Annotated in this window: 17 protein-coding genes and 1 pseudogene; 10 read left to right on the forward strand and 8 right to left on the reverse strand. The window is 67.0% G+C overall.

The genetic code is table 11. The features are described 5' to 3' along the window. The first annotated feature begins 4 nt into the window (after positions 1 to 4). Genes arnC through L6D89_RS15565 form a run of 7 tightly spaced genes read left to right on the forward strand, consistent with a single transcriptional unit; the run spans position 5 to position 7743 of the window. Entirely contained in the window at positions 5 to 1009 is a 1005-nt protein-coding gene (gene arnC, locus L6D89_RS15535; protein ID WP_236200385.1) for an undecaprenyl-phosphate 4-deoxy-4-formamido-L-arabinose transferase, read from the forward strand. Then, the gene (gene arnA, locus L6D89_RS15540; protein WP_236200386.1) at positions 1006 to 3027 is read left to right on the forward strand and encodes a bifunctional UDP-4-amino-4-deoxy-L-arabinose formyltransferase/UDP-glucuronic acid oxidase ArnA; all 2022 of its coding nucleotides are present in this window, start codon (positions 1006 to 1008) and stop codon (positions 3025 to 3027) included. The genes arnC and arnA overlap by 4 nt, the downstream gene beginning before the upstream one ends. Further along, on the forward strand, positions 3024 to 3911 hold the full coding sequence (arnD, locus tag L6D89_RS15545; protein WP_373874963.1) for a 4-deoxy-4-formamido-L-arabinose-phosphoundecaprenol deformylase: 888 nt from the start codon (positions 3024 to 3026) through the stop codon (positions 3909 to 3911). The genes arnA and arnD overlap by 4 nt, the downstream gene beginning before the upstream one ends. Further along, complete coding sequence (gene arnT, locus L6D89_RS15550; RefSeq protein ID WP_236200388.1) at positions 3908 to 5554, forward strand: lipid IV(A) 4-amino-4-deoxy-L-arabinosyltransferase; 1647 nt, start codon at positions 3908 to 3910, stop codon at positions 5552 to 5554. Before arnD ends, arnT begins: the two co-directional genes overlap by 4 nt. Beyond that, positions 5551 to 5895 carry a 4-amino-4-deoxy-L-arabinose-phosphoundecaprenol flippase subunit ArnE gene (gene arnE, locus L6D89_RS15555; protein WP_236200389.1) on the forward strand — a complete coding sequence of 115 codons (345 nt, stop codon included), beginning with the start codon at positions 5551 to 5553 and terminating at the stop codon, positions 5893 to 5895. The genes arnT and arnE overlap by 4 nt, the downstream gene beginning before the upstream one ends. Positions 5896 to 5954: 59 nt before the next feature. Next, entirely contained in the window at positions 5955 to 6320 is a 366-nt protein-coding gene (arnF, locus tag L6D89_RS15560; RefSeq protein WP_373874964.1) for a 4-amino-4-deoxy-L-arabinose-phosphoundecaprenol flippase subunit ArnF, read from the forward strand. A 40-nt stretch (positions 6321 to 6360) separates the two neighbouring features. After that, positions 6361 to 7743 carry a UDP-glucose dehydrogenase family protein gene (locus L6D89_RS15565; RefSeq protein WP_236200391.1) on the forward strand — a complete coding sequence of 461 codons (1383 nt, stop codon included), beginning with the start codon at positions 6361 to 6363 and terminating at the stop codon, positions 7741 to 7743. Positions 7744 to 7860: 117 nt separating this feature from the next. On the opposite strand, the gene L6D89_RS15570 is transcribed toward L6D89_RS15565, so the two are convergent. The 3 genes from L6D89_RS15570 to ptsP are packed head-to-tail and all read right to left on the reverse strand — an operon-like array spanning position 7861 to position 13483. Next, positions 7861 to 9615, reverse strand: coding sequence for a PTS fructose-like transporter subunit IIB (locus L6D89_RS15570; protein WP_236200392.1), 1755 nt, complete (start codon positions 9613 to 9615; stop codon positions 7861 to 7863). A gap of 26 nt (positions 9616 to 9641) precedes the next feature. Continuing rightward, entirely contained in the window at positions 9642 to 10589 is a 948-nt protein-coding gene (gene pfkB / locus L6D89_RS15575; RefSeq protein WP_236200393.1) for a 1-phosphofructokinase, read from the reverse strand. Further along, complete coding sequence (gene ptsP / locus L6D89_RS15580) at positions 10589 to 13483, reverse strand: phosphoenolpyruvate--protein phosphotransferase (RefSeq protein WP_236200394.1); 2895 nt, start codon at positions 13481 to 13483, stop codon at positions 10589 to 10591. Before ptsP ends, pfkB begins: the two co-directional genes overlap by 1 nt. Before the next feature lie 203 nt (positions 13484 to 13686). On the opposite strand from ptsP, the gene cra reads away from it, so the two are divergent. Both cra and L6D89_RS15590 read left to right on the forward strand, forming a co-directional pair. After that, positions 13687 to 14679 (forward strand): catabolite repressor/activator, encoded by a 993-nt coding sequence (gene cra, locus L6D89_RS15585; protein ID WP_236200395.1) that lies wholly within the window; start codon positions 13687 to 13689, stop codon positions 14677 to 14679. 4 nt (positions 14680 to 14683) lie between these two features. Next, complete coding sequence (locus tag L6D89_RS15590) at positions 14684 to 15463, forward strand: TatD family hydrolase (protein WP_236200396.1); 780 nt, start codon at positions 14684 to 14686, stop codon at positions 15461 to 15463. Positions 15464 to 15610: 147 nt separating this feature from the next. On the opposite strand, the gene L6D89_RS32805 is transcribed toward L6D89_RS15590, so the two are convergent. The 5 genes and pseudogenes from L6D89_RS32805 to L6D89_RS15610 all read right to left on the reverse strand — a co-directional run bounded on the left by L6D89_RS32805 (position 15611) and on the right by L6D89_RS15610 (position 21637). Then, entirely contained in the window at positions 15611 to 16324 is a 714-nt protein-coding gene (locus L6D89_RS32805) for a methyl-accepting chemotaxis protein (protein ID WP_373874415.1), read from the reverse strand. Positions 16325 to 16468: 144 nt separating this feature from the next. Beyond that, positions 16469 to 17608, reverse strand: a pseudogene (locus L6D89_RS32810) (HAMP domain-containing protein); the annotation flags it as partial. 259 nt (positions 17609 to 17867) lie between these two features. Next, positions 17868 to 18710 carry a regulatory signaling modulator protein AmpE gene (ampE, locus tag L6D89_RS15600; RefSeq protein ID WP_236200398.1) on the reverse strand — a complete coding sequence of 281 codons (843 nt, stop codon included), beginning with the start codon at positions 18708 to 18710 and terminating at the stop codon, positions 17868 to 17870. Further along, positions 18707 to 19273 carry a 1,6-anhydro-N-acetylmuramyl-L-alanine amidase AmpD gene (gene ampD / locus L6D89_RS15605; RefSeq protein WP_236175747.1) on the reverse strand — a complete coding sequence of 189 codons (567 nt, stop codon included), beginning with the start codon at positions 19271 to 19273 and terminating at the stop codon, positions 18707 to 18709. Before ampD ends, ampE begins: the two co-directional genes overlap by 4 nt. Before the next feature lie 75 nt (positions 19274 to 19348). Further along, on the reverse strand, positions 19349 to 21637 hold the full coding sequence (locus tag L6D89_RS15610) for a DUF1631 domain-containing protein (RefSeq protein WP_236200399.1): 2289 nt from the start codon (positions 21635 to 21637) through the stop codon (positions 19349 to 19351). A gap of 278 nt (positions 21638 to 21915) precedes the next feature. Here L6D89_RS15610 and nadC point away from each other — a divergent pair, with 278 nt between their 5' ends. Further along, positions 21916 to 22764, forward strand: a complete 849-nt coding sequence (gene nadC, locus L6D89_RS15615) for a carboxylating nicotinate-nucleotide diphosphorylase (protein WP_236200400.1) — start codon at positions 21916 to 21918, stop codon at positions 22762 to 22764. Positions 22765 to 22873 lie beyond the last annotated feature (109 nt).

Here is a 22873-nt window from a genome sequence, read left to right on the forward strand (position 1 = left end):
CACCGTGAAAGCCTATCCGATCAACCGTGTGTCCATCGTCATCCCGGTGTACAACGAAGAGGCCAGCCTGCCCGAGCTGCTGCGCCGCACCACTGCCGCCTGCGAACAGCTGGGCCGCGACTACGAGATCGTGCTGATCGACGACGGCAGTCGCGACAGCTCCGCCGATCTGCTCCAGGAAGCCGCCGAGGCTCCCGGCAGCCATGTGGTGGCGGTGATCCTCAACCGCAACTACGGCCAGCACGCGGCGATCATGGCCGGTTTCGAGCAGTGCCAGGGCGACCTGGTGATCACCCTCGACGCCGACCTGCAGAACCCGCCGGAAGAAATCCCGCGCCTGGTGGAAGAAGCCGCCAAGGGCTACGACGTGGTCGGCAGCGTGCGCCAGCAACGCCAGGACTCCGCCCTGCGCCGCTGGCCGTCGAAGCTGATCAACCTCGCCGTGCAGCGCTCCACCGGCGTGGCGATGAACGACTACGGCTGCATGCTGCGCGCCTACCGCGCGAGCATCGTCAAGGCGATGCTCGCCTGCCGCGAACGCAGCACCTTCATCCCGATCCTGGCCAACAGCTTCGCCCGCCATACCAGCGAAATCCACGTCGCCCACGCCGAGCGCGAGCACGGCGAGTCGAAGTACGACTTCCTGCGCCTGATCAACCTGATGTTCGACCTGGTCACCTGCATGACCACCTCGCCGCTGCGCCTGCTGTCCTTCGTCGGCGGTGGCATGGCGGTGGCCGGCTTCGCCTTCGCCCTGATGCTGCTGGTGCTGCGCCTGCTGTTCGGCGCCGCCTGGGCCGGCCACGGTGTGTTCGTGCTGTTCGCCGTGCTGTTCATGTTCACCGGCGTGCAGCTGGTCGGCATGGGCCTGCTCGGCGAGTACCTAGGCCGCATGTACAACGACGTGCGGGCACGCCCGCGCTTCTTCATCGAACGCATCGTCCGCGCCGACGCGCCGCGTGCCCAGATGTCCACTTCCTCCCCTTCTTTCGAGTCCATCCAGCCATGACCCAGCAGACCATCGTCTTCGCCTATCACGACTTCGGCTGCGCCGGCATCGAGGCGCTGCTCGCCGCCGGTTACCAGATCGACGCCGTCTTCACCCACGCCGACGATCCCAAGGAGAATCGCTTCTACGGATCGGTAGCCCAGCTCTGCGCACGCCTGGGCATCCCGGTACATGCCCCGGAAGACGTCAACCACCCACTGTGGGTCGCGCGCATCCGCGAACTGCAGCCGCAATACATCTTCTCCTTCTACTATCGCCACCTGCTCAGCGAAGAGCTGCTGGCCTGCGCCAGCAAGGGCGCCTACAACCTGCACGGTTCGCTGCTGCCGCGCTACCGCGGCCGCGCCCCGGCCAACTGGGTGCTGGTCAACGGCGAGAGCGAAACCGGCGTGACCCTGCACCGCATGGTCAAGCGCGCCGACGCCGGCGGCATCCTCGCCCAGCAAAGCGTCGCCATCGGTCCGGATGACACCGCACTGGTGCTGCACGGCAAGCTGCGCGAAGCCACTCGCGAGCTGCTCGCCTCCGCGCTGCCGCGCCTGGCTCGCGGTGAGCTGCAGGAAGTCGCCCAGGACGAATCCCGCGCCAGCTACTTCGGTCGCCGCACCCCGGCGGACGGCCAGCTCGACTGGCAGCGCCCGGCTCGCGAACTGCACAACCTGGTACGCGCCGTGACCCAGCCCTACCCCGGCGCATTCGCCCCGGTGGGCGATCGCAAGCTGATCGTCTGGAGCTCGCGCGTGGTCGCCGGCAACAACGGCAAGGCGCCTGGTTCGGTGCTAGCGGTCGATCCGCTGCGTATCGCCTGTGGCGAAGACTCGCTGGAAATCCTCTCCGGCCAGCAGGGCGACAGCGGCCTGTTCCTCGCCGGCCCGCAGCTGGCCCGCGAAATGGGCCTGGTGGATGGCTCGCGCCTGCACGGCGCGACCGGCAAGCCCAAGCGCAAGACCCGCGTGCTGATCCTCGGGGTCAACGGTTTCATCGGCAACCATCTCTCCGAGCGGCTGCTGCGTGATGGCAACTACGAGGTCTACGGCCTGGACATCGGCTCCGACGCCATCGAACGCCTGAAGGGCAACCCGGACTTCCACTTCGTCGAAGGCGACATCAGCATCCACACCGAGTGGATCGAGTACCACATCAAGAAGTGCGACGTGGTCCTGCCGCTGGTGGCCATCGCCACGCCCATCGAATACACCCGCAACCCGCTGCGCGTGTTCGAGCTGGACTTCGAGGAAAACCTCAAGCTGGTCCGCTACTGCGTGAAGTACAACAAGCGCGTGATCTTCCCGTCCACCTCCGAGGTGTACGGCATGTGCACCGACGCCAACTTCGACGAGGACAAGTCCAACCTCATCGTCGGCCCGATCAACAAGCAGCGCTGGATCTACTCGGTCTCCAAGCAGTTGCTCGACCGCGTCATCTGGGCTTACGGCCAGAAGGGCCTGAAGTTCACCCTGTTCCGTCCGTTCAACTGGATGGGCCCGCGCCTGGACCGCCTGGATTCGGCACGCATCGGCAGCTCCCGCGCCATCACCCAGCTGATCCTGCACCTGGTGGAAGGCACGCCAATCCGCCTGGTCGACGGCGGCGAGCAGAAGCGCTGCTTCACCGATGTCGACGACGGCATCGAGGCGCTGGCGCGGATCATCGATAACGAGGGCAGCCGCTGCGACGGGCAGATCGTCAACATCGGCAACCCGGACAACGAAGCGAGCATCCGCCAGCTGGGCGAGGAGCTGCTGCGGCAGTTCGAGGCGCACCCGCTGCGCGACCAGTTCCCGCCCTTCGCCGGCTTCCGCGAAGTGGAAAGCCGCAGCTTCTACGGCGACGGCTACCAGGACGTGTCGCACCGCAAGCCGAGCATCGAGAATGCCCGGCGCCTGCTGAACTGGCAGCCAAGCGTGGAGCTGGCCGAGACCATCGGCAAGACTCTGGACTTCTTCCTCCGTGAGGCCCTGGCCGAACGTGCGGGCGGCCTGCCGCATGCCTTTCCGCTGAAGAAAAGCATCGCCTGATGAGAGCGGGACTGCGCATCGACGTCGACACCTACCGCGGCACCCGTGACGGCGTGCCGCGGTTGCTGGACATGCTCGACGAGGCCGAGGTCAAGGCGACCTTCTTCTTCAGCGTCGGCCCGGACAACATGGGCCGGCATCTGTGGCGCCTGATCCGCCCGCAGTTCCTCTGGAAGATGCTGCGCTCCAACGCCGCCGGCCTCTACGGCTGGGACATCCTCCTGGCCGGCACCGCCTGGCCGGGCAAGCCGATCGGTCGCGACCTCGGTCACCTGATGCGGCGCGCCCAGGACGCCGGCCATGAGGTCGGCCTGCACGCCTGGGACCACCACGGCTGGCAGGCCAATGCCGGCCGCTGGAGAGCTGAGCAGCTGGAACAACAGATCCGTCGTGGCGTCGACACCCTCGCCGACATCCTCGGCAACCCGGTGGAGTGCTCGGCGGTGGCCGGCTGGCGCGCCGACGAGCGCACCGTGGAAGCCAAGGAGCGCTTCGGCTTCCGCTACAACAGCGATTGCCGGGGCCGCTCGCTGTTCCGCCCGCGCCTGGCCGACGGCCGTGCGGGCATCCCGCAGATCCCGGTGGACATGCCCACCTTCGACGAGGTCGTTGGCCCGCAGGTGGCTCCGTCTGCCTTCAACGACTACATCCTTTCCCGCTTCGACATGGACGCCTTGAACGTGTACACCATTCACGCCGAGGTCGAGGGCATTCTCATGGCCCACGACTTCCGCCGCTTGCTGGCCCAGGCACGGGCCGGCGGCATCCGCTTCGTTCCGCTGGGCCGGCTGCTGCCGGACGACCTGACTGCCCTGCCCGTCGCCAGCCTGGTGCGCGGCGAACTGGCCGGCCGCGAAGGCTGGCTGGGGGTGCAGCACGCATGAAGCGCCTGGCCTACCCGGCACTGCTCGCCGCCTTCGTCCTGTGCATCCTGCTGCCGATGGCGTTCCACGGCCTGTGGATCCCCGATGAATCGCGCAACGCGCAGATCACCCAGGCCATGCTGCAGAGCGGCGACTGGGTTTCCCCGCACCTACTCGGCCTGCGCTACTTCGAGAAGCCCACCGGCGGCTACTGGCTGATCGCGGCCAGCCAGGCGGTGTTCGGACAGAACCTGTTCGGCGTGCGCTTCGCCTCGGCGCTGGTCACCGCGCTGAGTACCCTGCTGGTGATACTGGTCGCCCGCCGACTGTGGAACGACCCGCGCCGTACCTGGGCTGCGGGCCTGCTGTACCTGAGCTTCGGACTGATCGCCGGGCAGGCTGGCTACGCCAACCTCGACCCGCAGTTCACCTTCTGCGTGAACCTCAGCATCGGCGCCCTGTGGTTCGCCTTCGACGCGACCAGCAGCCGTGGGCGCTTCGCCGCCTGGAGCCTGCTGGGCGCCGCCTGCGCCTTCGGCTTCATGACCAAGGGCTTCCTTGCCTTCCTGCTGCCGGTGATCGTCGGCCTGCCCTACGCCGTGCTGCAGAAACGCTTCGGCGAGATGCTGCGCTACGGGCCGCTGGCCGTGCTGGTGGCCGCGCTGGTCTGCGCCCCCTGGGTGCTGATGATCCACGTCCGCGAGCCGGACTTCTGGAACTTCTTCTTCTGGCACGAGCACATCCGCCGTTTCGCCGGCGACGACGCCCAGCACGGCCGCCCGTTCTGGTTCTTCGTCCCGCTGCTGTTCGCCAGCGCACTACCCTGGGCACTGCTGATCTTCCCGGCCCTGCGCAACGGACTCAAAGGCTGGCGCGACTCCAGGCTGCTGTTCCTGCTGCTGTGGTTCGCCATGCCCTTCCTGTTCTTCAGCCTGGCCAAGGGCAAACTGCCGACCTACATCATGCCCTGCTTCGCCCCGCTGGCCCTGCTGATGGCCGACGCCGTCGGGCGTGCCCTGCAGCAGCGCAACCTGCTCGTGCTGAAACTCAACGGCGCGCTCAACCTGCTGCTGGGCAGCAGCGCCCTGGCCGGCCTGCTGTTCATGCAGGCCCGCCATCCGCAGTATCACGACGAACTGCCCAGCGTGCTGATGATCGTCCTGGTCTGCGCCGCCTGGCTGCTGTCCGGCCTGCTGCAACTGCTGCGCCCCAATCGCCTCTGGGCGGCGCCGGCGTTCGCGACCTGGCTGCTGGTGGCGCTGGTACCCAACGCCATGCCGAACAAGCTGGTCAACAGCAAGATGCCGGACCAGTTCATCGCCGAACACCTCGATCAGCTCCAGGGCGCCCGCAGCCTGCTGAGCAACGACCTGGGGGCGGCGACCTCGCTGGCCTGGCGCACCCGGCGCAGCGACATCACCCTGTTCAATACCGAGGGCGAGCTGAAGTACGGCCTGGCCTACCCCGAAGGTCAGGGCCGCAGCATCGCGCCCAAGGACATACGCGCCTGGATCGACCGCGCCCGTGCCGAGGGCTCCATCGGCGTGGTCATGCGGGTCAACGACGACGCCGACGAGAAGGACCTGGCGCTGCTACCCAGCGACGCCATCAGCTACCGGCAGAACCACCTGGTGGTGCTGCTGATTCCGCAGGCCAGCCCATGACGGCCCTGCTGCTGGCCTGCGTCTGCCTGCTGACCTGCATGGGCCAGCTGGCGCAGAAATTCGCCGTGGAAAGCTGGCGCGATGCACCGCTGGGCATCGCGGCAAAACTCTTCTCGCCCTGGCTGCTGCTGGCCGTCGCCTGCCTGGGCGGCAGCCTGCTGCTCTGGCTGCTGGTGCTGCAGCGCCTGGACGTGGGCGTCGCCTATCCGATGCTGAGCCTCAACTTCGTCCTGGTGACGCTGCTGGCTGGCCGTCTGTTCGGTGAACGTATCGACGCGCGCCACTGGTTCGGCGTGGCACTGATCGTCGCCGGCGTCGCCCTGCTGGGGATGCACTCGTGAAGCGCGGCATCGCTTTCGCCCTGGGCAGCGTCCTGCTGGTGAGCGGCGCGCAACTGGGCATGCGCTGGAGCGTGACGCGCCTGCCGTCGCACTGGCCGTTCGACCTGGCGCAACTCCACCTCGCCGCCCTGCTGGCGCTTGGCGGCGCGGTACTGGCCTATGCGCTGTCGATGCTCTGCTGGCTGCTCGCGCTGAAACACCTGCCGCTGAGCCGCGCCTATTCGTGGCTGAGCCTGAGCTACGCCCTGGTCTACCTCGGCGCCGCCTTGTTGCCGGGGCTGGGCGAACCCCTGAGCCTGCCGCGCACCCTGGGCGTCGGCCTGGTGATTGCCGGCGTGATCGCGATCAACGCACCACGCCGACCTGACAGAACAACCGTCATCAAACCTAGCGACGCTCGCTCCGAGCACGCGCAGTTCGACTGACCTCAATCCCGCTTCGAGTCCCTTTTCGGGAGAGCACATCATGAAAATCAGCGTATTCGGAATCGGTTATGTGGGCCTGGTGCAGGCCGCGGTCATGGCCGAAGTGGGCCACGATGTCCTGTGCATGGACATCGACGAGGACAAGATCGCCAAGCTCAAGCGCGGCCAGATCAGCATCTTCGAGCCGGGCCTGGCCGAGCTGGTGAAAGACAACCTGGAAGCCGGACGCCTGCGCTTCACCAGCGACGTCGCCGAAGCCGCCGCCCACGGTCGCGTACAGTTCATCGCCGTCGGCACCCCGCCGCTGCCCGATGGCTCGGCCGACCTGCGCGCCGTGCTGGCGGTGGCCGAAGGCATCGCGCGCCATCGCACCCAACCGGTGATCATCGTCGAGAAATCCACCGTGCCGGTGGGCACCGGTGACCGGGTGAAAGCCCAGGTGCTCGCGGTGCTCACCGAGCAGGGCCGCAGCCTGGACTTCGAGATCGTCTCCAACCCAGAGTTCCTCAAGGAAGGCTCGGCGCTGGCCGACTGCCGCAAACCCGACCGCATCGTCATCGGCTGCGAAAGCCCCGAGGTGCTGGACGTGATGCGCGAGATCTACGAACCGTTCAACCGCAACCACGACCGCATCCTCAGCATGAACCTGCGCAGCGCGGAGCTGACCAAGTACGCCGCCAACTGCATGCTCGCCACCAAGATCAGCTTCATCAACCAGATGGCGGAGCTGGCCGAGCACCTGGGCGCCGACATCGAAGCCGTGCGCCAGGGCATGGGCGCCGACCCACGCATCGGCTACCACTTCATCTACCCGGGCTGCGGCTACGGCGGCTCGTGTTTCCCCAAGGACGTCCAGGCACTGATCCACAGCGCCGATGAAGCACACTGCTCCAGCGACCTGCTGCGCGCGGTGGAAGCGGTGAACCAGCGGCAGAAGAGCAAGCTCTTCGAGCGCATCCGCAGCTACTACGGCGGCAAGCTCAAGGGTCGTACGTTCGCGCTCTGGGGCCTGTCGTTCAAGCCCAACACCGACGATATGCGCGACGCCCCCAGCCGCACCCTGATGGAAGCCCTGTGGGCCGCCGGTGCCAAGGTCCGCGCCTTCGACCCCGAAGCCATGCCCGAGGCGCAGCGCCTGTACGGTCACGATGAGCGCCTGACCCTGATGGGCACCCCGGAAGCCACCCTGGGCGGCGCCGACGCCCTGGTGATCTGCACCGAGTGGCGGCAGTTCAAGGCACCGGACTTCGACCTGGTGGCCAGCCGCCTAAAGGCACCGGTGATCTTCGACGGCCGCAACCTGTTCGACCCCGAGCGCGTGGCGCGCTACGGCTTCGAGTACTTCCCCATGGGCCGTGGCGACTCGCACCGCCTGCCGGTACCGGCGCAGGTCGTCGAACAACGCCCGCGCCGTAGCGCCTGACCTGACGTAGGAGCGGACTCCGTCCGCGATGTCCCATCGGGCGCTCGCGGGTTAGCCTGGCGCGTGGATAAACCTATCGCGGACGAAGTCCGCTCCTACGCGCCCGGGAGCTCCGGTTCAACCCCGCCCCGGCGCCTGCTCGCCCATCACCATCATCGGCGCCGCCTCGCCACGCTTGAGCAGTGCATAGAGCACCCCGGTCACCACGCTGCCGATGGCAATTGCCAGCAGGTAGAGCAGCGCATGGTTCATCGCGTTGGGGATCAGCAGCACGAATAGCCCGCCGTGGGGCGCCAGCAGCTTGCAGCCGAACAGCATCGACAGCGCACCGGTCAGCGCACCACCGGCGATGCTCGCCGGGATCACCCGCAGCGGGTCCTTGGCGGCGAACGGAATCGCGCCCTCGGAGATGAAGCACAAGCCCAGTACCAGCGCCGCCTTGCCGGCCTCGCGCTCGCTTTGCGCGAACTTACGCCGCGCCAGCAGCGTGGCGATGCCCATGCCGATAGGCGGGACCATGCCGCCGGCCATCACCGCCGCCATAGGTGCATAGCTCTGCGACGCGAGCAGGCCGACCGAGAAGGCGTAGGCGGCCTTGTTGATCGGCCCACCCAGGTCCACGCACATCATCCCGCCCAGCAGCAGGCCGAGCAGGATGGCATTGGTGGTGCCCATGCCGGCGAGGAAATCGGTCAGCGCGCCCATCATCGCCGCCACCGGCGAGCCCACCACGTAGATCATCACCAGCCCGGTGAACAGGCTGGCCAGCAGCGGGATGATCAGGATCGGCTTGAGCGCCGCGACACTGGCCGGCAGCGGAATCCACTGGGCAATCGCCCGTGCCGAATAGCCGGCAAGCAGACCGGCGACGATGCCACCGAGAAAACCCGCACCCAGCGTGCTCGCCAGCAGCCCGCCGATCATCCCCGGCGCCAGCCCCGGACGGTCGGCGATGGACCAGGCGATGTAGCCCGCCAGCATTGGCACCATCAGCTTGAACGCCGCGTCACCGCCAATCTGCATCAGCGCCGCCGCCAGCGTGCCCTGCTCCTTGAACGCCTCGATGCCGAAGACGAACGACAGCGCGATCAACAGGCCGCCAGCCACCACCATCGGCAGCATGAAGGACACGCCGGTGAGCAGGTGCTTGTAGACGCCGCGTGCTTCACTTTTCGTCGGCGCCACGCTGCCGCCGGCAGACGAAACGGACTCCGCCGTCGCTTCCTGCAACGCGCGCTCGATAGTCGCTTGCGGCTGCTTCAACGCAACGCCCGTACCACAACGGAAGATGCGCTTGCCGGCAAAGCGCTCGGGGTTCACCTCGATGTCCGCCGCCAGCAGGACCACCTCGGCAGCAGCGATTTCCTCCGCACTCAGCGGATTGCGCGCGCCCACCGAGCCCTGGGTTTCCACCCGCAACTCGATGCCCATCTGCTGCGCTGCCTGCTGCAACGCCTCGGCCGCCATGAAGGTGTGCGCCACACCGGTCGGGCAGGCGGTCACCGCGACGACTTTCGCCGCGCGCTGCACGGCGGCAGGTGCGCTTGAGGACTCACCGGGCTGCCAGACCTGCGCCTCTTCCTGCGCGCGCCGAAGGAAGGCGGCAGGCTCGGCCAGCGCTTCGGCAGGCCGAGCCTGAACCAGCCGCTTGCCGACAAAGCGCGAGAGATCCTGCGGCTGCGCGCTGACCACCAGCACCCAGTCAGCTGCGGCAATCTGCCCTTCACTCAACTGACGTTCGGGATGCTGCGGGTCGCGCTGCTCGACACACACCGACCAGCCCAGTCGCTCGGCCGCCGCACGCAGCAGGCGAGCGCTGAGTACGCTGGCTATCTGGCCATTGGGGCAGGCCGTGATCAGGGCAAGGTTCATCGTCATACCTCTTGTTGTTCTATCGCTCAGGGCTGGCACGGCGCCAACGCCTGAACCTGCACCGCGTCCTCGATGCGCTTGAGTCGCTGCGCGTCGCCGATGCCGAACTGGAACTGGGTGACCGCCAGTGCCGCCACCGCCGTCGCCTGGCGCAACACGCGCTCGGCCGGCCAACCGGCGAGCAGGCCGTGGACCATGCCGGCCAGCAGCGAATCGCCAGCGCCTACGGTGCTGGCCACTTCCACCTTCGGCGGAACCGCTTGCCAGACACCTTGCGGGCCGAACCAGCGCACGCCCTCGGCCCCCTGGGAAAGCACTACGTGCTGGATGCCGCGCGCGCGCAGCGACTCGACCTGCGCCACCCGCTCCGCCTCGCTGGCGGCGGGTTTTCCACAGGCCTCGCCCAGCTCCTGGTCATTGGGCTTGATCAGCCAGGGCGCGGCCTCGATGCCGGCCCGCAGGGCCGCACCGCTGCAATCGAAGGCGACCTTCAGCCGGTGTCCTTGCAGGCGCAGCAACAACTCGCGCAACCACTGCGGATCGATGCCGCGCGGAAGGCTGCCGGCAACGATGGCGATGTCGAAATCGGCGGCGATCAGGTCCAGGCGATCCAGCAGCGCATCCTGCTGGCTCGGGCTGACCTCCGGGCCGGGACCGTTGATATCGGTGATACGGCCGCTGCCTTCGGCGATCTTGATGTTGCGCCGCGTCTCCCCCGGCACGCGAACAAAGGCATCGACGAACCTGCGCCGACGGAACAGCGCCTCGAACGGCAGCGCATTGTCAGCGCCGAGGAAACCGCTGACGGTCAGCGAATGGCCCAGGTCGGCGAGCACCTGGGCGACGTTCAGGCCCTTGCCGGCCGCCTGGCTGAGCGCCGATTCGCTACGGTTCACCTCGCCGGGTTCCATCTGCGGCAGGCGCACGGTGAGGTCCAGCGCCGGGTTCAGGGTCAGGGTAAGAATCCGCGCCATCAGTGCACCTCCGGCAGTGCGAGGGTCACGCTCTGGCGCACGTCCGCCGCCGAGCACAGGGTCAGTGCCGCTTGCGCCAGCTCGCGGGAAGTCGGCAGGTCCAGTTCACGTACCCGCGCTTTCACCAGCGGAATGCTGCGCGCCGAGACGCTCAGCTCGTCCACGCCCAGGCCGACCAGCAAGGGCACCGCCAGCGGGTCGGCGGCCAGCTCACCGCACACTCCTACCCACTTGCCATGGGCATGCGCCGCGCGCACCGTCATGTCGATCAGTTGCAGCACCGCCGGGTGCAGGCCGTCGGCCTGGGCGGACAGGCTCGGATGGCCACGGTCGATGGCCAGGGCATACTGGGTCAGGTCATTGGTGCCAATGCTGAAGAAATCCACCTCGCGCGCCAGCACCGGCGCCAGCAGCGCGGCGGACGGAACCTCGACCATGATGCCGAGTTGCAGATCATGCTCGCCACCCAGCTCCGCACAGAGCTCGTGGGTCAGGTCGCGGGCCTGACGCCACTCCTCCACCTGCCCGACCATGGGAAACATGATGCGCAGCGGGCGGCCTGCGGCGGCGCCCAGCAAGGCACGCAGCTGGGTACGGAAAATCTGCGGACGCTGCAACGTGAGACGCACGCCACGGATACCCAGGTAAGGGTTGCTTTCCTCGGGAATCGGCCAGTAGGGCAGCGGTTTGTCGCCCCCCACATCGAGGGTACGGGCCACCAGCGGACGCCCCTCCAGGGCATCGAGGACGCGACGGTATTCGATCTCCTGGGTCGCCTGGTCCGGCGCCTGGGGGCTGTCCATGAAGACGAACTCGGTGCGCAGCAGGCCCACGCCTTCCGCGCCCAGCTCCACGGCCTTCACCGCCCCGGCAGTGTCGCCAAGGTTGGCGCAGACCTCCACGGCATGGCCGTCGCGGGTCACCGCCGGTTCATGACGGCGAGCCTCGGCCTGCGCAGCGCGGCGCTCGCGCAAGTCGCGCCGGGCGGCAGCGCCGTGCAGCGTTTGTGCATCGGGGGCGACTGTCAGCTCGCCCTTCTCGCCGTCCACCAGCAAGGCCGTTCCGGACTCCAGCGCCAGCACGCGCTCTCCGGCGCCCACCAGCGCGGGAATACCCAATGCCCGGGCAATGATCGCGCTGTGCGAGGTGGCGCCGCCGCGCGCGGTAACGATGCCGGCGACCCGCTCCGGGTCGAGCCGCGCCACGTCCGACGGGCCGACTTCATCCATCACCAGGATGTAGGCTTCGCCAGGCTCCAGCGCGCTTTCCACGCCACACAGGCGCGCCAGCACACGCCGGCCCACATCGCGCAGGTCCGCCGCACGCTCGGCCAGCAGCGCATCGCGCAGGGCCTCCTGCTCGCCGGCCACACGCTCGATCACCTGGCTCCAGGCCGCTTCGGCGCTGGCACCTTCGACCAGTCGCGCCTGCACCTCGTCGAGCAGTTCGGGGTCGTCCAGCAAGGCCTGGTGGGTGACGAAGATGTCGCGGATCGCCTTGACCTGGCTGCGTTCCACCAGGCTGTCGATCTCCTCGCTGATAACCGCACGCGCCGCATCCAGTCGCTGCCGCTCGGCTTCCGCGGACTCGCCGCGGGCAGCGAACTCGAAAGCACGGACCACCTGTACGTAGGCCGGCCCATGGGCAATGCCCGGCGACGCCGGGATAGCCTGGAGCTGCGCGCCAGCTTCGGGAGCTCGCACCGCCGGCGACTCGGGCTCGTCCGGCTGCACGCTTTCGACGCTCGGCTCGATGCTTTCCGGCAGCGGCTCGACCTCTTCGCCCAGGCCCTGTTCCACGGCCGTGCGCACGGCGGCCAGTGCGGCTTCGGCAATCTCCGGCTCGGCAAAGAACTCCAGCATCTGTCCGCGTCGTGCGCCAAGGCTGAGCAGCTTGCTCAGGCTGCGGATCGACACCGCAGCGCTCTCGCCCTCGGCGAGGCGCACGCGGATTTCCCCGCTGAAGTCCCGCGCCAGCAGCATCAGCACCTGCGCCGGGCGCGCGTGCAATCCATGCGGATTGGCCAGCGGCACGCGGATGCTCGGCCAATCCACCGGCAACTCCCCGCCCAGGGCTTCCAGCACCGGGCGAACGGAGGTAGCGCTCGCCAGCTCGGCAGCCCGGCCATCCACCAGCAGGTCGCACAGACGCGCGAACACCTCCTCGTGGGCGTCGCCCTGGCGGGCCAGGCAGAACAGGCCACGCACCGGCTGGCCGGCGTGGCTGAGCTCGCGCACCGGGGTGACGAAGACCAGACCGGGGCGAGTGACGCATTGCTCGCTGTCCTGCCACCAGAGCCCACCGCCCAGCGGCAGGGCTTCCTGGTCATGCAGCGCGGCGGCGAAGCCGGGCACGACGCAGCCGGCCTTCTTCAGGCGGCGGGCGCCAACCAGCGCCAGCTCGTCGAAGTCCTCGGCGGCAACGCCCAGCCCGACCAGGTGCTCATCGAACAACAGCGGCTGTGGCGCTCCGCCTTGCAGCAACTGGATCAGGTCATCCGGCTGCTGCGCCGCGCGCAATGCCGCGCCCACTTCGCCGTCGCCCAGCGCACGGGTCAGCAACTGCAACAGCCGCAGGTGTTCGTCGGATTTGGCCGCGATGGCAATCGCCAGGTGCACGGTCTGCCCATCGCCCCACTGCACCCCCTCGGGGAAGTGCATCAGGCGTACGCCGGTGCGTTGCACCAGGTGCCGGGTTTCCGGGGTGCCGTGGGGGATGGCGATGCCCTGCCCAAGGTAGGTGGAGCCTTGTGCCTCGCGGGCCTGCAAGCCAGCCAGATAGCCTTCGGCGACCAACCCATCGTCTTCGAGGACAGCGCCAAGCATGGCCAGGGCGGCCTGCTTGTCGGCAGCGCGCTGGCCCATTCGGACCTGCTGCGCGTTGAATTCGAGCATCGCATTCTCCTCACCGGCGTTCGCGCACGCCGGCGCTGGGGCGGTTATCCGCTTGTACGGTGATCAGCTTAGAGGTTGCGGCGCAGGAACAGGGTTCAGGCAATACTGCGTGCGCAATGCTGAATCGTTTCACCTATTGAGACTGGCACGTTACTCGATAATGCGTGATCCTTGAAGCCCCCAATTGTCGGCAGCATCCCGCGTTGAAACTCAGTGATATCGCCCGCCTGGCCGGTGTATCGGTCACCACCGCCAGCTATGTGATCAATGGCAAGGCCATCCAGCGCCGCATCAGCGCCGCCACGGTGGAACGCGTGCGCGCGGTGATCGAGGAACATGGCTACCACCCGGACCAGCAGGCCGCCAGCCTGCGCCGCGGGCAGACCCGGACCCTGGGCTTCGTCCTCCCGGACCTGGAGAACCCCAGCTACGCCAAGCTCGCCAAGCTGCTCGAGCAAGGCGCGCGCGCACGTGGCTACCAGTTGTTGATCGCCTGCTCGGACGACGAGCCGGACACCGAGCGTCAGGTGCTCAACCTGTTCCGCGCGCGACGCTGCGACGCACTGATCGTCGCCAGTTGCCTGCCTGCAGGTGATGACAGCCACGCGCGCCTGCAAGCCGACGGCGTGCCGATCATCGCGGTGGATCGCCAGCTCGACCCGCAACGCTTCTGCTCGGTAGTCAGCGACGACCGCGACGCCAGCCAGCGCCTCACCGCCAGCCTGCTGAAACCGGCGCCGCGCAGCATCGCGCTGCTCGGCGCCAGACCGGAACTGATCATCTCCCAGGAGCGCGCCGCCGGCTTCCGCAGCGCCCTGCGCGACTACCAGGGCCAGGTGTTGATCGAGCACGGCGAAACCTTCAGCCGCCCCTGCGGCCGTCGCCTGATGGAAGAGCTGCTGGCCGGCCAGGGGCAGTTGCCCGACGCGCTGATCACCACCTCCTACGTACTGCTCGAAGGCGTCTTCGACGTGCTCCAGGCGCTACCCAGCGGCTGGCCGGCGGAGCTGCGCATCGCCACCTTCGGCGACACCCAGTTGCTGGACTTCGTGCCATTGAAGGTCAACGCCATCTCCCAGCAGCACGCGCTGATCGCCGAGCGCGCGCTGGACCTGGCGCTGGCCGCCATCGAGCAGAACAGCTACACCCCCGGCGTACACCCGATCCCGCGCAACCTCAAACTGCGCACGGAGTAAGCCGATGCGCCTGATCGACACCCACAACCACCTCGACTGCCCGGACTTCGAGCAGGACCGTGCCGCGGTGCTGCAACGCAGCCGCGAACGGGGAGTGGAACGGCAGGTGCTGCTGGGGGTGTTCCGCGAGAACTGGGAAGACGTCTGGGCACTGGTGGAAAACGAACCGGACCTTTACGCCGCTCTGGGCCTGCACCCGATCTACCTGGCGCGACACCGGCCGGAGCATCTCGCTGCGCTGCGCGAATGGCTCGAGCGCCTGGTCGGTCATCCGAAGCTCTGCGCGGTGGGCGAGATCGGCCTGGACTATTACCTCGAAGACCTCGACCGCGACGGCCAGCAGGCAATCTTCGAGGAACAGCTGCGCCTCGCCATCGACTTCGAACTGCCGGTGCTGCTGCACGTACGCCGCGCCCATGCGGCAATGATTGCCACGCTCAAACGCTACAAGCCCAAACGCCAGGGCATCGTCCACGCCTTCGCCGGCAGCCGCGAGGAAGCCCGCGAATACCTCAAGCTGGGCTTCCGCCTGGGCCTGGGTGGCGCGCCGACCTGGCCGCAGGCCAATCGCCTGCGCAAGGTGGTGCCGGAGATTCCGCTGGAGTCCATCGTGCTGGAGACCGACTCGCCGGACATGGCGCCGTCGATGTACCCCGGCGTGCGCAACAGCCCGGAGCATCTGCCGGACATCTGCGTGGCACTGGCGGAGTTGAAGGGCATCAGCGCGGAAGAGCTGGCCAACGCCAGCACGCGCAACGCGATGGAGTTGTTCGGCTGGCGCTGAACCGCCCTACAGAAAGCCGCATGTCGAATTCACCGACAAACCGATGCCCGTGAGATGGGGTGCATCCGTGCGACCCACGGACATCGGTCTGCTGGCGAAAACCCTGTCACGAGACGGGCCACCGAGCCCGTCCCGAATCCTTGCAGATCAGACGCGGAACGCGCCGATCAGTCGCTTGAGCTCCACCACCTGCCCGGCCAGTTCGCGGCTGGCGCGCTCGGTCTCGCTGGCGCCTTCGGAGGTGCGCTCGCCGGCCTGGTTGATCTCGACGATGTTCTGATCGATGTCGTGGGCCACAGCAGTCTGCTGCTCGGCCGCGGCGGCGATCTGCTGGTTCTGATCGACGATGGCGCCGACCGCGCTGAGGATATTCTCCAGCGCCTGCTGCACCTGGGCCGACTGGCTGACGGTGCCGTCGGCGGTCTGATGGCTGCTGCCCATCGCCTTCACCGCCGCGCCCACGCCGTTCTGCAAGCGCGCGATCATCTGCTCGATCTCTTCGGTGGACTGCTGGGTGCGCTTGGCCAGGGTACGCACTTCGTCGGCGACCACGGCGAAGCCCCTGCCCTGCTCGCCGGCGCGCGCGGCCTCGATGGCGGCGTTGAGCGCCAGCAGGTTGGTCTGCTCGGCGATGCCCTTGATCACGTCCAGCACGCGGCTGATGGAGGCGCTGTCGGCGGCCAGCTGGTTGATCACCGCCACCGACTCGTCGATCTCCCCCGCCAGGCGCTGGATGCTGCCCACCTGGGACTCCACCAGGGCACGACCGCTGGTGGTTTCCTGATTCACGTTGTGCGCGCTACCCACCGCCACGGCAGCGCTGCGCGCGACTTCCTGGGCGGTTGCGGCCATCTGGTTCATCGCCGTGGCAACCTGTTCGATCTGGTTGCGCTGGCCAGCCACCGCCTGATTGCTTTCGGCGGACACCGACTCCACGCGCACGGTCTGCCGCTCCACTTCACTGACGGTGCGGCCGACCTGCTCGATCAGGTCGTGGATCTTCGATACGGTCTGGTTGAAGGCATCGCCCAGTTCGCCCAGTTCGTCGCGGCTCTGGGCCTGAAAGTTGACGGTCATGTCGCCGGAAGCGACGCGTTCCATCATCTTGCCCAGGCTCTTCAGGGTGGTGCGGGTGGAGACGTAGAAGCCACCGTAGAGGTAGACGATGGAGACGAACACCACGAGCAGGGCGACGACCAGCAGCAGCATCTGCCGCTGCTTGCTGGCCAGGCGCGCCTGGAGGGCGCCGTCGACGTATTGCAGAACGTGGTCATCGAGGCGATAGGTCTGCTCCATCGCTTTGCTGACCTGCTCATAGAACTCCGCCCACGGCGTATCGAGGGTATCGGCCATGACGACCTTGTCCTCGAACAGCTTGCCCATGCTCTTGATGGTTTCACGGCTGGCCTGGGCATCCGCAGACAACGCGCTCTGCGCCGCCGTGCTGGCACCCAGGGCGTCCTGCAGCTTGAGGCCGTACTCGGCGTGGAGCTTTTCCAGTTCCTGCAGCAGGTCATCCAGCTTGCTGCTGGTGGAGGAATTGAGGAACCCCTGCCCCAGCGCGCCGGCGCCCATGGTGCGGCCCTGGCTGAGGGTCTCGGTGACTTGCGGAGTGCCGGAGGTGATCAGTTCGGCAAGCTGACGCAGGTCGCGGGCGTCGTCCTGGCTCAAGCCAGCCTGGGACACCAGCAGTTTGTTGAACACCTGTACTTCGCTGAGCAGGCGCGACGCCATGGCCGACTTGCTCTGCAGCGAGCCCTCGGCGTCGACGCCCTTCAGGCTGGCCAGCAGCTCATCGCGCTTGGCATTGAACTCGGTGATCTGCTCGGCATCCTGGGTGACCGGTTGCAGGGCGCTGATCTGCGCCTGCAGGTCCTTGTGCAACTGGCTGATGCGCGAGTCGAGGCCGGCGGTCTTGCTGGACTGGCCGAGAATCCCGTTGATCTGCAACAGATCGTTGTAGGACTCCAGGTGGCGGCGCACCTGCAGACCGTTGCCGATCAACTGGAGGCTCTCCAGTTCGGCGCGAGTACTGACGAACTGCCCGTAGGAGTCGCGCACCAGGTAGAAGTTGGTAATCAGCATCGGCAGGAAAAACAGCACACTGATCAGGCTGAACTTCATGCCGAAGCTCAGACGGTTCATCAGCGCGATGGCCGGATAGAGCACGGTCCTCACGAAAGACGTCTCCTGTTCCCGTTATTGTTATGTCGCTTGTCGGGGATGGTGCGGCGCGCCCCTGGACGGGTTGTCGCCACGTGCGCTCGGCAGCGCGGCCACTGTCATGCTGCGGCCGTCATCTCGCGCTCTGGAATCGATGTGTACCTGATATCGGCGGGGAGTTCTGTAACTTAAGGTTAAAATGCCATCATCGGACCGGCGGCAGCCGGCCCGACTCGCGGGATCAGAGCAGCAATGTCCAGATGGCGAAGGCCGCGTACCAGAGCACCGCAGAGCGCACCAGCAACTGCCAGAGCGCATCCAGGCTGGCGACGCCCTTGGCACCCAGGCCGCCCTCGTTGAAGTCTTCGGCCACGTAGCCGGCACGCGCCAGCAGACGAGCGGCAGGCACGTCCCAGGCCAGCAGGTCGTGCAGCAGGGTGCGGGTCACTGCGACGAAATTGCCGACCAGGGCAAAACTCAGCACCAGCGCCCGCGCCGGCAGCCAGTCGAAGGCATGCCGAAGTTGCGCGGCACGCTCGCGCAGTGCCGGCTGGCGCCCCCGCTCGGCGGCGATGGCGAGCAGCCGATAGGCCAACGCGGCCACCGGGCCGAGCAGCGCGTACCAGAAGATCACCGCAAAGAAGGCCTGGTAGGCCTCCCACACCAGCGTGCCCTGCACCACGGCGAACAGATCGTCGTCACCATCGGCCTGGACCTGCACACCCAGGTCACGCTCGGCGACGTGGTAGGCAGCCTGGGCATCTTCACGGCGCCAGGCATCACGGAACGGCCCGATGGCACGCAGCACATCGCCGCGCCCCAGGCTCCAGACCACCACCAGCAGTTGCACCGGGAGCGCCAGCAGGCCGTAGGCCACCGGCTCCAGAATGGTCAGCAGCAGCGCCAGCAACAGCAGCGGCGGCAGGATGGCCACCAGCAGGCCGAGCCAGGGCTGCGCCACCAGGGACTTCACGCCACCCACGGTATCCAGCCAGCCGAGCCACCAGCCGTCACGCTGCACCCGCGCACGCCAGTTGGAGAACTTCTCGACCAGCAGGACCAGCAACAGCACCAGGAAACTCATGTCGACTCCTTCTTCGCACCGATATCCGCCAGGAAGCGCGTCCAGTCAAACGCCTCGCCGGGGTCGGTCTTGCGCTCCGGCGCGATGTCGCAATGCCCCTGGATGCGTTCTGCAGTGATCGCGGGATAAACCTTGCGCAACTGCCGTGTCAGCTCGGCCAGCACTTCGTACTGGCGGTCGCTGTAGGGCTCGATGTCAGTACCTTCCAGTTCGATGCCGATGGAGAAGTCGTTGCAGTTCTCCCGCCCGTCGAAGGTCGACACACCGGCATGCCAGGCGCGCGAGTTGCAGGAAACGAACTGGAACAGCGAGCCGTCGCGTTCGATGAGGAAATGCGCGGAGACCGTCAGGCTGCAGATGCTGGCAAAGTACGGATGCTCATCGGCGTCCAGGCGGTTCTGGAAGAATTCCTGCACCTTGCAGGTGCCGAACTGGCCGGGCGGCAGGCTGATGTTGTGGATGACCAGCAACGAAACTTCCTCGCCTTCGGGGCGGGCGTTGAAGTTCGGCGAGGGGCAATGCTGGGCTTCGCGGCACCAGCCGGATTCGGGGTCGATCTGCATGGAGACTCCTTGGCAGAGCCCCACTCTAAAGCAGGCGACGGGGGAAATGCACTCGCTGGCGCGGGGCCAGCGGGCTCAGGCGTTCTTCAGACGGCGCAGGTTACCGATCACCGACTCCAGGGCACGATCGAACAGCAGCGCATCGTCGAGCAGGCGCACGGCGTTGCGACGGAACTCGACGGCCAGGCTCATGCGGGTCTTCTCCAGCACCTTCATGCCGGTGCGGTTGACGAAGATGTAGCGACCGCTCGGGCGAATCACCGCCGCCAGCTTGCAACGCAGCTTGTGCTCTTCGTCTTCCTGGATCTCCACCCAACTGCCGACACGCAGGTCATCGACCTTGCGCAGCGACTCGTCGTCATCGGCGAAGGCCTCTTCGGGCTCTACCGCACGGGCCGGCTCCGGCGAGGCGAGGACGATCTCCTCCACGACCGCGACCATGGCCGGCTGCGCCGCAGCGGGTGCGATGGCTGCCGGCGCATCCAGCGGATCATCGAGCAACGGCAGGTCGTCGTCGAGGTCGAGCAGCGGTGCTTCCTCGACCTGCTTGTAGCGCTGGAAGGCCTGCACATGCAGCCCTTCCAGGCGGCTGAAGAATTCGCCGGTGGAGAACGGATCGAAGGCGGCCGATGCCAGGCCTTCACGCAGCGACTTGAGCAACTGCGGCACCATCTCCAGCAGACGCAGGCGTGAGTCCGGGTCCTCGTGGGGTTCCACGCTCCAGATCAGGTCGTCCATGGTTGCCAGGGCGGCTTCCCACTCAGCGGAATGGGTGCCGTGTTTCAGGCAGGTCAACAACAGGACCTGGCTCCAGGCCTCCTGCAGCAGGCGCACTACCACTTCGGGCAGAGTGCGGCCGAGCAGCCTCTCATTGAGTACGCCTTCCACGTCCTGACGAGCCAGTTCGGCGCGGGCGCGGCCTTCCTCGGCATCACGGGTGCGCTGCTCCAGCAGGTCGCTGCGGCGGCGCTCGTCGCCGGTAAAGGAGATGAACTCGTCGAGCAGCTCGGAAAAGATCGCCGGGTCGTCGACGAAGTCGTTCAGCAGGCGCATCACCACCTGCTCGATCTTCTGGTACAGGTGGTCGCGCTGGCCGTCCGACTGCTCGGCCCAGCCCAGGGCGGCCGAAGCGATCTCGTTGAGCAGGCGACGCGCCGGGTGACTGCCCCGGCTGAAGAAGTTCTTGTCGAGCACCGCGACCTTGAGCATCGGAATCTGCATGCGGCCGATCAGGGCCTTCAGCGAATCCGGCAGGGTGCGGTCGTCGAGGATGAATTCGAAGAGCATAGAGACGAGGTTGATGACGTCCTCATCCACCTGGCCGACCACACGGGAACGGCCGCTCTTGCTGCTGACGCGGGTCAGCAGGTGATCCAGATGCTGACGTACGTCGATCTCGTCGATGCTCTGCGCCGGCAGATGCGACTGCAGGTGGGACAGCAGACGCATCAGGTCGTTGCTGGAAATCGGCACCGCGTCGGCCGGCATCGGACGTGCAGGGGATGCGCTGCCACGCACTTGCGAGAGCAGGTCGCGCAGGGCGGCGAAGGCGGCCTGGCTGTCGGCGTCCATCTGCTGGCCGGCAGCCTGCTCACCTGCCTCGGCGGCAGCGGCGGGCGCTGCGCCCTGACTGCTGGGCACGGTACGTTGCGGCGGGCGACGCAGCGGCACGGATTTCAGCTCGGGCAGCACGCCCAGGGCGATCAGCGTCTGGTTGGCTTCCGCGTAGAGGTGCTCGGCATCGGCCAGCACGTACTTCTCGAAGAGCTTGAGGATGATCAGCTTGACCTTGATCTCCACGCCCAGGCCGCGGCAGGCCTCGAGGAAGGCCTCGCAGAGCTGGCGCGGACCGAGCGGGTTGCTCTTGTCCTCGACCTTCTTGCTGACCAGGGTATTGAAGCGGGTGGTGAGGTGCGTGAGAGCGACGCCGTCGCGACTCACCACCTTGGCGACCATGGCGTCGAGGGCGACGGACTCTTCCAGTTCGTCGTTCTGCACCAGGGTGAGATTCTCGTAGGAAACCGTATCCAGCACCGGCGCACGGCCGATTTCATACTGGTTCAGGTTGGCGAAATTCTCGAAAACCTTCTGCAGGAAGCCGCGCTCGATTCCCTTGCGCTTGAGGCGCAGGTCGCGCATGGCTTCGAAATAGGCACTCTGTTCGGCGTTGTTGGCGGCGCGATCGGCCATCTCGAACAGGGTGTCGTCGGCATTGTCGAACAGGGCCTGCATGGCGTGACGCAACTGAACGGCGACCTTATCGCGGACAGCGACGAGCCCCGCCGGAACGCGTCCAGCGAAGGAAGTCTGCGAGGGTTCCGTGGCCGGCTTGTTCAGCGGCACTACGTTCGCGTCGTTCTGCATCGCAAGTCTCCTGCCGTCAGACTTTTCTGGCGGCACCAACAGTCATCGAGGCGTCATCCGTAACGTCAAATTCGTGGCGTCAAAAAGCGGAAATCTTCAACGTCATTATAGGGAAGCTTCTTACACAACCAAGAGACATTTCACGCATTCTTGAAGAAATTCACAGTAGGAAAGCCGCCGTCCGTCAGACAAATCGAGTGGCGACGCAAAAAGATCGGAGCACTGCCCGCCAGCCGGCCTCCTCCGTATAATCGCGCCACTGCGAACAGGAGTCCTCCATGCCGAACCTCACCCTCGCCGAGCTTTCCGCGGAAATCCAGGCCAACGTCCGCGCCGCACTGGCCGAAGACGTCGGCAGCGGCGACATCACCGCCCAGCTGATCCCTGCCGAGCGCGATGCCAGCGCCCGCATCATCACCCGCGAGAACGCCACCGTCGCCGGTACCGCCTGGGTCGACGAGGTCTTCCGCCAGGTCGACCCGCGCGTGCAGGTGCGATGGCAGGTCCGCGATGGCGAGCAGGTCAGCGCCGACCAGACCCTGTTCACCCTGGAGGGCCCGGCCCGCGCACTGCTGACCGGCGAGCGCAGCGCACTGAACTTCCTCCAGCTGCTCTCCGGCACCGCCAGCCGCGCCCGCCACTATGCCAACCTGGTAGACGGCACCGGCGTGAAACTGCTCGACACCCGCAAGACCCTGCCCGGCCTGCGCCTGGCGCAGAAGTACGCGGTCACCTGCGGCGGCTGCCACAACCACCGTATCGGCCTGTTCGACGCTTTCCTGATCAAGGAAAACCACATCGCCGCCTGCGGCGGCATCGCCCAGGCCATCGCAGCGGCCCACCGTATCGCCCCGGGCAAGCCGGTAGAGATCGAAGTGGAAGACCTCGCCGAGCTGCGCCAGGCCCTCGACGCGGGCGCCGATATCATCATGCTCGACGAGCTGAGCCAGGACGACATGCGCACCGCCGTCGCGCTCACCGCCGGCCGCGCCAAGCTCGAGGCCTCCGGCGGCATCACCGAAAGCACCCTGCGCAGCATTGCCGAGACCGGCGTGGATTACATCTCCATCGGCACTCTGACCAAGGACATCAAGGCCCTGGACCTGTCGATGCGTCTGAGCCTGTAGGTTTTCGTACAACTTTCCAGACCTGCCGAAACGGTCACGCCGCCCTCGATAGTGCCGACTCACGAGCCTCTGACATACTCAGACGCTCACGAATCGGCGAACAGCGAAG

This window comes from Pseudomonas pseudonitroreducens, from assembly GCF_021603645.1.
GTDB classification, from domain to species: Bacteria; Pseudomonadota; Gammaproteobacteria; order Pseudomonadales; family Pseudomonadaceae; genus Pseudomonas; species Pseudomonas pseudonitroreducens.